General features: G+C 39.7%; 10 protein-coding genes. 5 read left to right on the plus strand and 5 right to left on the minus strand.

Annotated elements, in window-relative coordinates:
• Positions 1 to 19: 19 nt before the first annotated feature.
• The 5 genes from QM408_RS03830 to QM408_RS03850 all read left to right on the plus strand — a co-directional run bounded on the left by QM408_RS03830 (position 20) and on the right by QM408_RS03850 (position 5,945).
• Positions 20 to 988, plus strand: coding sequence for a thiamine pyrophosphate-dependent dehydrogenase E1 component subunit alpha (locus QM408_RS03830; RefSeq protein ID WP_033681770.1), 969 nt, complete (start codon positions 20 to 22; stop codon positions 986 to 988).
• 15 nt (positions 989 to 1,003) lie between these two features.
• On the plus strand, positions 1,004 to 1,996 hold the full coding sequence (locus QM408_RS03835) for an alpha-ketoacid dehydrogenase subunit beta (protein WP_238095909.1): 993 nt from the start codon (positions 1,004 to 1,006) through the stop codon (positions 1,994 to 1,996).
• A 107-nt stretch (positions 1,997 to 2,103) separates the two neighbouring features.
• Complete coding sequence (locus tag QM408_RS03840; protein ID WP_261022166.1) at positions 2,104 to 3,147, plus strand: dihydrolipoamide acetyltransferase; 1,044 nt, start codon at positions 2,104 to 2,106, stop codon at positions 3,145 to 3,147.
• Between the two features lie 45 nt (positions 3,148 to 3,192).
• On the plus strand, positions 3,193 to 4,896 hold the full coding sequence (gene lpdA / locus QM408_RS03845; protein WP_414373660.1) for a dihydrolipoyl dehydrogenase: 1,704 nt from the start codon (positions 3,193 to 3,195) through the stop codon (positions 4,894 to 4,896).
• 59 nt (positions 4,897 to 4,955) lie between these two features.
• The gene (locus QM408_RS03850; protein ID WP_033685027.1) at positions 4,956 to 5,945 is read left to right on the plus strand and encodes a lipoate--protein ligase; all 990 of its coding nucleotides are present in this window, start codon (positions 4,956 to 4,958) and stop codon (positions 5,943 to 5,945) included.
• A 72-nt stretch (positions 5,946 to 6,017) separates the two neighbouring features.
• Here the strand turns inward: QM408_RS03850 and xerS are convergent, their stop codons facing one another.
• The 5 genes from xerS to QM408_RS03875 form a co-directional block, all read right to left on the minus strand.
• Positions 6,018 to 7,088, minus strand: a complete 1,071-nt coding sequence (gene xerS / locus QM408_RS03855; protein ID WP_000817852.1) for a tyrosine recombinase XerS — start codon at positions 7,086 to 7,088, stop codon at positions 6,018 to 6,020.
• 813 nt (positions 7,089 to 7,901) lie between these two features.
• The gene (locus tag QM408_RS03860) at positions 7,902 to 9,452 is read right to left on the minus strand and encodes a ClC family H(+)/Cl(-) exchange transporter (RefSeq protein WP_261150442.1); all 1,551 of its coding nucleotides are present in this window, start codon (positions 9,450 to 9,452) and stop codon (positions 7,902 to 7,904) included.
• A 16-nt stretch (positions 9,453 to 9,468) separates the two neighbouring features.
• Complete coding sequence (locus QM408_RS03865; RefSeq protein WP_414373664.1) at positions 9,469 to 10,248, minus strand: ribonuclease HII; 780 nt, start codon at positions 10,246 to 10,248, stop codon at positions 9,469 to 9,471.
• The gene (gene ylqF, locus QM408_RS03870; RefSeq protein WP_414373666.1) at positions 10,235 to 11,086 is read right to left on the minus strand and encodes a ribosome biogenesis GTPase YlqF; all 852 of its coding nucleotides are present in this window, start codon (positions 11,084 to 11,086) and stop codon (positions 10,235 to 10,237) included. The genes QM408_RS03865 and ylqF overlap by 14 nt, the downstream gene beginning before the upstream one ends.
• A 237-nt stretch (positions 11,087 to 11,323) precedes the next feature.
• On the minus strand, positions 11,324 to 12,433 hold the full coding sequence (locus QM408_RS03875) for a glycosyltransferase (protein WP_414373668.1): 1,110 nt from the start codon (positions 12,431 to 12,433) through the stop codon (positions 11,324 to 11,326).
• Between the last annotated feature and the right edge of the window lie 2 nt (positions 12,434 to 12,435).

The following is a 12,435-nucleotide window of genomic DNA, read 5'->3' on the forward strand; positions in this document are numbered from 1 at the left end:
AAGTTAGAAAGGCAAGAAGATGTCAATTTTAGATAAAAATCTTTTGCTAGAGATGTTCCGTAAGATGGAAGAAATCCGTCGTATGGACTTAAAAATTGCGCAATTAGTAAAGAAAGGGAAAGTGCCAGGAATGACGCACTTTTCTGTTGGAGAAGAGGCAGCTAACGTGGGTGCTATGTTGGCTCTCAATCCAGATGATCTAATTACCTCAAACCACCGTGGTCACGGACAAGCTATTGCCAAAGGAATTGACCTAAACGGAATGATGGCTGAAATCCTCGGTAAATATACTGGAACCTGTAAAGGTAAAGGTGGTTCTATGCATATCGCTGACCTTGATGCTGGTAACCTTGGTGCCAATGGTATCGTAGGTGGTGGTATGGGAATCGCTGTTGGTGCAGCCCTCAGTCAGCAAATGCAAAATACCGGTAAAATCGTTGTCTGCTTCTTTGGAGATGGTGCGACCAATGAAGGTGTTTTCCACGAAGCAGTGAACATGGCTTCTATCTGGAAGCTGCCAGTCATTTTCTATTGCATTAACAACGGTTACGGTATCTCTGCGGATATCAAGAAAATGACCAATGTAGAACATATCCATCAACGTAGCGCCGCTTATGGAATTCCTGGAATGTTCATCGAAGATGGAAACAATGTCATCGACGTTTATGAAGGTTTTAAGAAAGCTGTAGACCATGTTCGTGGTGGCAATGGCCCAGTCTTGATTGAAAGTGTAACTTATCGCTGGCTTGGTCACTCATCATCTGACCCTGGTAAATATCGTACCCGTGAAGAAGTGGAATTGTGGAAACAAAAAGACCCAATCGAAAATCTTCGCAAGTACCTTATTGAAAATAACATTGCAAGTGCGGAAGAATTGGAAGAAATCCAAGCGCAAGTAAAGGAAGCAGTAGAAGCTTCTGTTAAATTTGCAGAGGAAAGTCCATTCCCACCGCTTGAATCAGCCTTTGAAGATATTTACGCAGACTAAGGAGAAAGAGATAAAATGGAAACAAAAACAATGTCGTTCCGTGACACCATTATCCTTGCTATGTCTGAGGAAATGCGTCGCGATGAAAATGTATTCTTGATGGGAGAAGATGTTGGTGTCTTCGGAGGAGACTTCGGTACTTCTGTCGGAATGCTTGAAGAATTTGGTCCAGAACGTGTTCGTGATTGTCCGATTTCTGAAGCTGCCATCTCTGGAGCTGCAGCAGGAGCAGCCATGACAGGACTTCGCCCAATCGTCGATATGACCTTTATGGACTTCTCGGTTATTGCCATGGACAATATTGTCAACCAAGCCGCTAAAACACGTTATATGTTTGGTGGTAAAGGTCAGGTTCCAATGACTGTTCGATGCGCTGCTGGTAATGGAGTGGGTTCTGCAGCCCAGCACTCGCAATCTCTAGAGTCTTGGTTTACTCACATTCCAGGACTTAAGGTTGTAGCGCCAGGTACACCTGCGGACATGAAAGGATTACTTAAGTCTTCTATCCGTGATAATAACCCTGTTATCATTCTTGAGTACAAGTCAGAATTTAACCAAAAAGGGGAAGTACCAGTTGATCCAGACTACACAATCCCACTAGGAGTTGGGGAAATCAAACGCGAAGGTACAGATGTAACAGTTGTTACTTATGGTAAAATGCTTCGTCGTGTGGTTCAAGCTGCTGAAGAATTGGCAGAAGAAGGCATCTCTGTAGAAGTCGTTGACCCACGTACATTGGTACCGCTTGATAAGGATATTATCATCAATTCTGTTAAGAAGACTGGTAAGGTTGTTCTGGTCAACGATGCTCACAAAACAAGCGGCTATATCGGCGAGATTTCAGCTATTATTTCAGAGTCAGAAGCATTTGACTATCTAGATGCACCAATCCGCCGTTGCGCAGGAGAAGATGTGCCAATGCCTTACGCGCAAAACCTAGAAAATGCAATGATTCCAACAGTTGAAAGCATTAAAGAAGCAATCCGTAAGACATATAATAAAGAATAGTACATAACATAAGTTATGTAAATAAAATAAAGCAGACGAGAAACTTTGTATCTTTTAGGTGCAGAGTTCTCTGCGCGCTTAATATCATAAATAGAATTGGAGAGGTCATGGCTGATGACAAGCTAAGAGCGACTCCTGCGGCTAGAAAGTTAGCGGATGATTTAGGGATCAACCTCTACGACGTTTCTGGCTCAGGTGCAAACGGTCGTGTCCACAAAGAAGACGTGGAAACTTATAAAGACACAAACGTGGTTCGCATTTCGCCACTTGCAAAACGAATTGCTCTCGAACATAACATTGCTTGGCAGGAAATCCAAGGAACTGGTCATCGTGGTAAAATCATGAAGAAGGATGTTTTGGCCTTGCTTCCTGAAAATATTGAAAACGATACCATCAAGTCTCCTGCTCAGATTGAAAAAGTGGAAGAAGTTCCTGATAACGTAACACCATACGGTGAAATTGAACGTATTCCAATGACACCAATGCGTAAAGTTATTGCCCAACGTATGGTTGAATCTTACCTAACTGCGCCAACCTTCACCCTCAACTATGAAGTTGATATGACTGAAATGTTGGCTCTTCGTAAGAAGGTGCTTGAACCAATCATGGAAGCAACTGGGAAGAAGACTACTGTAACAGACCTTCTTTCACTTGCTGTTGTGAAAACCTTGATGAAGCATCCTTATATCAACGCTTCATTGACAGAAGATGGCAAGACCATTATCACTCACAACTATGTCAATCTTGCCATGGCAGTTGGGATGGATAATGGATTGATGACACCTGTTGTTTACAATGCTGAGAAGATGAGTCTTTCAGAACTGGTTGTAGCCTTCAAGGATGTCATCGGTCGTACCTTGGATGGCAAATTGGCTCCAAGTGAACTTCAAAATTCAACCTTCACAATCAGTAATTTGGGAATGTTTGGCGTTCAGTCCTTTGGTCCGATCATCAACCAACCCAACTCAGCTATCCTTGGTGTGAGCTCGACAATTGAGAAACCAGCTGTCGTCAATGGTGAAATTGTGATTCGCCCAATCATGAGTCTTGGTTTAACAATTGACCACCGTGTCGTAGATGGTATGGCTGGTGCTAAGTTTATGAAAGACTTGAAAGAATTGATTGAAAATCCAATCTCAATGTTGATTTAAGAACAAGAGTATTCATTTTAAAAATATAGATAAAGGAAGGAAGACATGGCCTTAGAAGTAATTATGCCAAAAGCCGGCGTGGATATGACAGAAGGACAAATCGTCCAATGGAATAAAAAAGTCGGAGAATTTGTAAAAGAAGGAGAAATCCTTTTGGAAATCATGACTGATAAAGTCAGCATGGAATTGGAAGCAGAAGAAGATGGGTACTTGATTGCTATCCTTAAAGGGGACGGTGAAACAGTCCCTGTAACGGAAGTTATCGGTTACCTTGGCGAAGAAGGGGAAAATATCCCAACAGCTGGATCCGCAGCGCCAGAAGCTAGCCCAGCACCTGCAGCAAGTGCCTCAAACGATGATGGTAAGAGCGATGATGCTTTTGATATCGTTGTGATTGGTGGAGGTCCTGCTGGTTATGTTGCAGCCATTAAAGCTGCCCAACTCGGTGGTAAGGTTGCTCTAGTTGAGAAATCTGAACTCGGCGGAACCTGCTTAAACCGTGGTTGTATCCCAACCAAAACCTACCTTCATAACGCTGAAATTATTGAAAATATCGGTCATGCTGCAAATCGTGGTATTGTGATTGAAAATCCTAACTTCACTGTTGATATGGACAAACTTTTAGAAACTAAATCTAAAGTTGTTAATACTCTTGTTGGTGGTGTTGCAGGACTTCTTCGTAGCTACGGAGTTACTGTGCATAAAGGTATTGGTACCATTACTAAAGACAAGAACGTCTTGGTAAATGGTTCTGAATTACTTGAAACCAAGAAAATCATCCTTGCCGGTGGTTCAAAAGTCAGCAAGATCAACGTCCCTGGTATGGAATCTCCACTCGTGATGACAAGTGACGACATTCTTGAAATGAACGAAGTGCCAGAAAGCCTTGTCATCATCGGTGGTGGAGTTGTCGGTATCGAACTCGGTCAGGCCTTTATGACATTTGGTTCAAAAGTAACTGTTATCGAAATGATGGACCGTATCGTGCCAGCTATGGATGCAGAAGTGTCTAAGAACCTTCGCTTGATCCTTGAGCGTAAAGGAATGACCATCTTGACTGGTACTAAACTGCAAGAAATCATCGAGGAAAATGGTCAACTTCGTATCAAGGTTGAAGGAAAAGATGATATCATCGCAAATAAAGCGCTTCTTTCAATCGGTCGTGTACCAGACCTTGAAGGTATTGGCGATGTTGAGTTTGAACTGGACCGTGGACGCATCAAGGTCAACGAATACATGGAAACTTCTGTTCCAGGAATTTACGCACCAGGTGACATCAACGGAACTAAGATGTTGGCGCACGCAGCCTTCCGTATGGGTGAAGTTGCTGCTGAAAATGCTCTTAAAGGAAATCATGCTGTAGCCAAGTTGAACTTGACTCCTGCAGCCATCTACACTCTCCCTGAAGTAGCAGCAGTAGGTTTGACAGAAGAACAAGCCCGTGAGAAGTACGATGTAGCCATTGGTAAGTTCAACTTTGCTGCTAACGGTCGTGCCATTGCTTCTGATGCTGCTCAAGGTTTCGTTAAAGTTATTGCTGATAAGAAATATGGAGAAATCCTTGGTGTTCATATCATCGGTCCTGCAGCTGCAGAATTGATCAATGAAGCGTCAAGCATTATCGAAATGGAAATTACTGTTGAAGAAATGCTGAAAACTATCCACGGACATCCAACTTACTCTGAAGTGATGTACGAAGCATTTGCGGATGTTTTAGGAATGGCCATCCATTCACCTAAGAAAAAATAAAACGAAGATAGAATAGACTGGAAAATATCTTTCCAGTCTCTATCGTATAAAGGGATATCATGAAATATATTATCAATCATTCAAACGACACTGCCTTTAATATTGCCTTGGAAGAATACGCCTTTAAACACCTTTTGGATGAGGATCAAATCTTCCTACTTTGGATTAACAAACCATCTATCATTGTTGGTCGTCACCAGAATACCATCGAAGAAATCAACCGTGATTATGTTCGAGAAAATGGTATTGAGGTGGTCCGCCGTATCAGTGGTGGTGGAGCTGTTTACCACGATTTAAACAATCTCAACTACACGATTATCTCAAAAGAAGATGAAAACAAGGCTTTTGACTTTAAGAGCTTCTCAACTCCAGTTATCAATACTTTGGCTCAACTTGGGGTTAAAGCTGAGTTCACAGGTCGTAATGACTTAGAAATTGACGGCAAGAAATTCTGTGGCAATGCCCAAGCCTATATCAACGGTCGTATCATGCACCACGGTTGCTTGCTCTTTGACGTTGATTTGTCAGTCCTTGCTAACGCCCTCAAGGTTTCAAAAGATAAATTTGAATCAAAAGGTGTCAAATCCGTCCGTGCTCGTGTAACCAATATTGTCAATGAACTACCAGAAAAAATCACAGTCGAAGAATTCCGTGACTTACTCTTGGAATACATGAAAAAAGAGTATCCAGAGATGACAGAATACGTTTTTTCTGAGGAAGAACTAGCTGAAATTAACCGTATCAAAGATACTAAGTTTGGAACTTGGGACTGGAACTACGGTAAATCACCTGAATTTAACGTTCGTCGTGGAACAAAATTCACTAGTGGTAAGGTTGAAGTTTTTGCCAACGTCCTTGAATCAAAAATCCAAGACATCAAGATCTATGGTGACTTCTTTGGTATTGAAGACGTTGCTGCAGTAGAAGATGTCCTTCGTGGCGTCAAATACGAACGTGAAGATGTCCTTAAAGCTCTAGAAACTATTGATATTACACGCTACTTCGCTGGTATTAGCCGTGAAGAAATCGCTGAAGCGGTAGTGGGATAAATTAAAAAGAAGTTGCTTGTTTTAGCAGCTTCTTTTTATGAGCTATATTTTACATAATTTATTTTATGTAATTCACAAACTATCCAGAGCATTCTTTTGTTCATCATTGACGATATGGGTATAGAGGTCAGTGACTTGTGTGCTGGCATGTCCTAGCTGGTGACTGACCAAAACTTGCGATTTAGTGGCATCATAGAGCCTGGTTGCTAGGGTATGTCGTAGTTTATGGGGTGTTACACGGACTTTGAAGTCCTCAGAGTACTTAGCAACCATTTTCTCAACGCTGGAAGCATCGATACGATTAGGAACTCCTCTGTAGAGAGTCAAAAAAAGGGCTGTATCTGTTTTTTCCGTCTTATAGCGTTGATTTCGAATGGCCAAATAATTCTCTAAATAAGGCTTAGCAAAGGCAGCGACATTGACCGAGTCACGTTTACCCCCTTTTCGAGTGACATCAATAACCATCATTTTGAGATTGAGATCTCTTAGATCCAGATTAACAGCTTCAGATAAGCGGACACCAGACGCCAATAGAAGGGCAATAATGGCCAAATCACGTTCTTTATTTTTGTTGAATGATGAGAGAGCGCGATTTGAAAGTTGTTGTGGATACTCTTGGTCAATATAAGTTAGGAAACCTTCTGTTTCATCACCTAAAAAGAGTTTTTGCTTGATGTTTTCAGCTCTGGCAGCAAGCGTTTCTTTCTTTTTTTTGGTTGAAACTTTTTTCATTACATTACGATAAAAATAAGGTTCCCCCTGATCGTTTTCAACCTCCTCGGTTAGATACTTATAAAGACTGGAAAGAGCTGACAAGGTTCGATTGATAGTTGTCTGTGAAACTCCTTGTTTGGTTGTATTAGCATTCAGCAAAGGACGTTCACGTAAATAAAGGATAAAAGATTCCATGTCTTTCTTAGACATATTTTCCAAGACAGATAAAGGAATATCAGACATTTTATCAGCATTTGAAATGTCAGACTCTAAAACCCAGCTGAAAAATCGATCGTATTCCTTGAGATATTCGTACAAGGTTGTAAAACTGTAAGGTACAGCTAGCTTAGATTGATAGTATTCCAGAACATACCAGGGCATGATTTGTTTTAGTTTGTCTATTCGTTCCAGTAAAATCTCACGTTTCATGTATTTTCTCCATAAATAAGTCTACTAGTAGTATAGCATAGACTTATTTATTTTTCAAGAAAATTATAGTTTTTCAGAAAGATGTTATAGAGTTTTTTTTAAAAGTGATAAAAAAGACTTAAATCGTCCCAATTACTAAAAAAATTTTTTTGAACAAAAATAGCTAAAAATGTACGTTATCAAAGTAAAAACTGAAATTTTTCAAATGTTCATTTTAGTTTAGTGAAAATGTACTTTATCTTGCCTTAAAATAAAGTACATTTCAATTATAAAGTACAATTTTTAGAGAGTGTACTTTACGTCTTAAACCCAGTTGTATCAAGGGCTTATCCACTGTTTAGGAAAAAGTACAAAATTTTCTAGTTTTTGCGTAAAATGGATTTAAATCTTTGCAGTTTCATTGTGAATCATTATCTAGTGCTTTTTCTAGTTTCCAAATACTAAACCAGAATGAAATAGTCAACAGAATAAGGAAAATAAAAAAGAGATTATCAGTAACGATACTTCTGTTCATTCTACTTAACTGAAGAGCTGTGTAAGGAGCTATGGGATACAAAATACATTGTATAATTGCTATTGTTTTCTTTTTCATGATTTTAATCTTACTGTACAGATTTTATACAGTAAACTCCTTTCTAGCTTTATGCATTATCAATTCTAACTTAATTATAGTCTTATTTTTCCAAAGCTCAATTATTTGTACGTGAAATATCTTATATGTAAAAATAACCGATCTCATTGCTGAGAATCGGTTTTCTAATATATTTAATTAAGAAGTTTATTTTTTACATAACATAAATTATGTAAAAATCACTACAACAACAAATCTTTGACTTTCCCAATTTCACTTTTTGGAATCACCAAGTGGATCATATCCCCCAGATACATTCTGGTTGAGCCGTTAACTGTTTGGCTTTTGCCATTATGGACTTGGGTGGTAATGAGTACGTTGTGTGGCAGGTTGAGTTCGTGTACTTGTTTTCCTGCTATTTTATCTGAAACAGGGATTTCAATGAGTGTGACCTCTCCTTCATCTGTCGCTTCTTCTGGTAGCATTTTTTCTAGCATGGCCTCATAGACTGGCGCACCTTTAAGTAAGTCCATGATGATGTAGGCGACCAAGGTTACTAAACCAAGTGGCATGAGGTTGCGAATATCTCCTACCATCTCAGTTACGAGTATCATAGCAGTTAAGGGAGCCTTGGATATTGCTCCAAAATAGCCACTCATTCCTAGAATGACAAATATAGGGAATTGCTCTTGACTGACAAGTCCAAGATTGACACAAATAACACCAACTAGGGCACCAAGTAAGGAGCCAAGTGCCAAAATTGGTAGGAAAATTCCTCCTGGCAGGCCACTTCCATAGCTAATCATGCTCCAAATAAAGCGAATCAAAAAGTAAACTAATAGAACTTGGAAACTAAAATCTTGCTCAGTTAAGGAAAGAACCAGCTGATTTCCACCACCAAGGATTTGGGGTAAGAAGATGCCGACTGGTAGGATGAGAATGAAGGCAAGAATTGGGTAATAAGCTCTATCCAAACGGATTTTTTGACCTATCCAGTCATAAACTCTACCGAAATTGAGTACAGCTTTTTCATAGAGAAAACCAGAAAGTCCTAGAAAAATTCCCATGAGGAGGTAAATCCAATACTGGTCTAGGGTCATGAGAGGAATATTGTCTGGCATGTCCAGTACGGGTGTTAGGCCAAATATGAGTAAAGAAACAAAGTTTGCTACGAGACTAGCTGCTAGAGTAGATACCCAAAAAAAGCGTGAAAAATGGTGATAAACTTCTTCTACCACAAAGAGAAGTCCTGCAATCGGTGCATTAAAAGCTGCGGCTAATCCTGCTGCAGCACCACTGGCAATCAGGGAGCGTTCCTCTACTGGACTGGATTTGAGCCATTTGGAAATTCCTTTACCACCTACTGCTCCAAGTTGAATACTGGGTCCCTCTCGCCCCAGCATAAGTCCACTGGCAATAGCAAGAATTCCTAAAATATATTTTTTCCAAAGTACACCCCACCAGTTGAGGGTCATGAGTCCCTTTAATTCGGCTTCAACTTGAGGAATTCCTGAACCTTTGATGTCTTTTTCTGACCGAGTTAATTTCGCACTGAGCCAACAAACTATTAAATAAAATAGACCAATGATAAAAAGATTGCGCACTAGATGCGCTTGATCTTGATAAAGTCCTTGTATCAGGTGGAAACCTTTTTCGATTAAGAAACGAAAGGATCCAACGATAATTCCAACAACGAGACCAACAATGATTCCTCGTCCAACTTGGGATAATATGGTACTCGAGGCAAAGGCAAATTCTTTCTTGGAACTGAGTGTTTCTGACTGTTCCTCCATAATCATTCCTTCTAACTTAACTTTCTTTTTCTCCTAAAACCAGTGATTTAACGGGTTCAAAGCTGGTTCGGTGAATTGGGGTAACTCCTAGTTTTTCGAGTCCTTCCAGGTGTTTAGCTGTTCCATATCCTGCATTAGCAGCGAAATCATAGCCAGGGAACTGCTGGTCGAATTCCTTCATCAATTCATCACGTGTAACCTTGGCTACTATAGAAGCCGCTGCGATTGAAAGGGAATTAGCATCACCTTTGATGATGGAAGTTTGTGAAATGGGTAATTCCAACTTCATGGCATCTATCAAAAGGTGCTCAGGCTGAGGACTGAGCTGGGAGATTGCTTCCTTCATGGCCAGTTTGGTTGCTTCATAGATATTGACTTGGTCAATGACCTGATTATCCATGATACCAATGCCGATTGATAATGCTTTGTCTTGGACTGCTTGGAAAATCTCCAGATGTTTCTTTTTAGGAATTTTCTTGCTGTCGTTGAGGCCTTGAATCTTACAATTTTGAGGTAACATAACGGCTGCAGCGACTACAGGACCAGCAAGAGGACCACGACCAACCTCATCAACACCAGCAATTAAGGTCAATCCTTGCTTGTAAAGTTCTTTTTCATAGGAAAGCATGGATTCCAAACGAAAATCTTCATCCAATTCTGCCTGAATAGCTTTTTTACGCTTGCTGATTTCCTTTTGAACTCCTGAGCGATTATCCTTTTCAAGCTCTAAAAAAATAGGGCTATCTAGGTCCTTGACCGTTGCAAGGAGTTCTTTGATTTCTTTAATCGTCGCCATCGAGGTCTTCCAATGTATCTAAGGTATAGTTACCAAGTTTGCCATCACGGACTTCCTTCACGAAGAGACTGTAAAAGCGGTCATAGTCATCACGGAAACCGAGAGCACGGGTCATGTCCATAATAATAACAGGCGCTTCTTCTTCAATTTTCATTTGTTTGAAGCGTTCAGCCAGCTTTTCTGGATAATGTTCTTTGAAATAATTGAGGCCAAAAATAGTTACCTCGTCCATAGGAAGCAACTGGTCTTTGATAGCTCCAGTCAAGGCCAACTTAAGCGCAACAGTTTCATCCTCAAACTTAGGCCAGAGAATCCCCGGTGTATCCAGGATTTCAAGGTCTTTATTGGTTTTAAGCCATTGTTGCCCCTTGGTAACACCTGGTTTGTTGCCGACAACGGCAATCTTCTTACCAGCTAAACGGTTCATGAGAGTTGATTTACCAGCGTTTGGAATCCCAATAATCATGGTACGCAAGGTTTCAATCTTGATACCACGTTCCTTCTGACGAGCAATCTTATCAGCCATGAGTTTTTTGGCAGCATCTGTTACGACTTTTACAGTCACTTGCTCTTTGGAGTTGATAGCCAGCGTCTGGATTCCTTGTGATTCAAAATACTGACGCCATTCCTTGGTCATTGCTGGATCAGCCAAGTCTGCCTTGTTTAAAATCAAGAGTTTTGGTTTGTCACCAACAATCTTGGTCAACATAGGATTTTGACTAGACAGAGGTAAGCGAGCATCCACCAAAATCGTCACAAAATCAACAAATTTTAAATTTTCCTGCACCCGTCGACGCGCTTTAGACATGTGACCAGGAAACCATTGAATAGTAGCCATTGAGTTTTTTTCCTTTCGTAGCAAGGGTTTAGAGCACCTATTGTTTGAACATCAAGGAGCTTTCAAATGAATAATGTCCAAACAGTTCTTGTTTTATAACATAGAAATCTACTTTATATTATATCATGCCTTCTCTATTTTGTCTGCTTTTGCTTCAGGATTAAATAGTGTTCCAAACTATTAAATCATTATAAAAAATTAGAGAAGACATGTTTGTCCTCTCCACCAACTTTTTTATTACTCATTAAATAATTTCTCCAACTGTTTGGTTGCTGATTCAATCTCGTAGCCATTTTCATCTATTAGCTGTTTCACCTTTTCTGTATCAAGCTCCCGATGATCTCTGAACGACAAAATCTTATCTGCCCAATCTTCAAGAGAATCCTTCAAAGACAGGCTGTTATCATAGTTACCTAGTATTCTAGCATCTGGTAGATGATTTGCTGTTACAACAGGTAAGCCATTTGCTTGTGCTTCAATGAGTACAATTGGCAATCCTTCAAAATTAGATGGGAAGAAGAACACATCTAATAAATTTAGCATTTTTCCGACATTAGTGGTCAATCCTGTAAAAATGACTTTATCTTCTACACCATATTCTTTTGCCACATTTTCTAAAAATGCAGTATCACCTCTTCCGATAAAAACTAAACGGGAATTTGGTTCTTTTTTGACGATTTCAGAAAAGACCTTCACACAAAAACTTTGATTTTTTTGTTTCTCATTTAAGCGGGAAACTTGCCCAATGACCAAACAATTTTCAGGGATCTGATACTCCTTTCGAAGTTGGGTTTGCATTTCTTGATCATATAAAAACTTCTCAACTTCAATGGCATTATGAATAACCAAGGCTTTTTTTCTTTCTTGACCATGATAAAAATGGTTCAATGCTTCTGTTCCACAGGCCCAAAAATCTGTTGCATATTTTCCGACAAAAAGTCGATTAATTGGGTGAATAAAACGATAAAATTTATCTGCTGTCGCACAATGTCCATGAACGATTCTTTTTTCTATCCCATATTTCTTTGCTAATTTTAAAAATTCTAGATGAGTCAGGCCGTTTTGATTGGACCATAAAATATCATAACGATGAGCATTCTTCTTAAAAAAATCATCCCATTCTTTTAAGGCTTGCTGGATATGAGGTCTTAACTTGGGGATTCTATGAACGACTAGAGGATTGCGACAAAGCTTTTTAAAATGATCACTAAATTCAACATCTTCAGGACCTTGTAGTAAAAATTCCAGTTCAAATTCAGAGGTATCAATATGGTTATAAAAATCTAGAACAATTTTTTCCAAGCCACCAACATCTGGAACCAGACCACAAACCAATATTCTTTTCATTG

It is taken from the genome of Streptococcus mitis, from assembly GCF_047464965.1.
Taxonomy (GTDB): Bacteria; Bacillota; Bacilli; order Lactobacillales; family Streptococcaceae; genus Streptococcus; species Streptococcus mitis_DU.